General features: G+C 80.9%; 1 pseudogene. It reads right to left on the bottom strand.

What is annotated here, in order from left to right:
- Positions 1-695 (bottom strand): annotated as a pseudogene (locus VM95_RS37840) (hypothetical protein); the annotation flags it as partial.

The following is a 695-nucleotide window of genomic DNA, read 5'->3' as shown; positions in this document are numbered from 1 at the left end:
CGACGGGGGAGTCCCCGGTGAAGGTGTAGAGCTGCACGAGGTCGACCGGCACCGAGCCCTCGGCCCGCCGCAGCACGACGATCGAGGCGGGCGCGCCCTTGTACCGGGCCGGCAGCACCGCGCTCAGCGCGACCTGCGGCCCGGCCCCGACCGAGTGCCCGTCCCGCAGGGTGATGCCGGGCCCGCCGGTCCCGTCCGGGTAGCTGCGGTTGGGCCAGTCCACCGCCGGCCCCGGCCCGAGCGGCGCCGCCAGCGTGCCGTCCCCGGCCGCCGCGGTTCCGTGCGCGGCGGCCGGGAGCGGGGTGCCCGAGGATTGCGGGGCGACGTCCACCGAGGTCCCCGGCATCGCCAGTTCACCCCCGCCACCAGAACCGCCACCAGAACCGCCGCCCGCAGCGCGGGCGCTCGCCGTCGCCCCGGCCGGCGCCCGCAGGCCCTGGTTGCCCCGATCCTCGCAGCCCTGCGCCGCGGCGATGGCCAGCGCGACCCCGAGGGTGACGGTGACGAAGACGACCAGTCGCTGCCGCAGCAGCCGCTGCCGCGCGCCCGGGGGCCGCGCCCCGGGAGCCGGGGTGTGCTGCCGGTCGCGGGGCCTGGCCCGGTCGCGCCCGCCGGGGCGGCCCGGCGGCGGAGTCTGCGGCCGGTCCGGTCGCTCCCGCAGCGGCCGGGTGACGGGCGTGGGCTCGGGCCGGGGG

It is taken from the genome of Streptomyces rubellomurinus (assembly GCF_000961885.1).
Taxonomy (GTDB): Bacteria; Actinomycetota; Actinomycetes; order Streptomycetales; family Streptomycetaceae; genus Kitasatospora; species Kitasatospora rubellomurina.
Note: the sequence above shows the minus strand (reverse complement) of the source record. Positions and strands in the feature narration are given on the sequence as shown.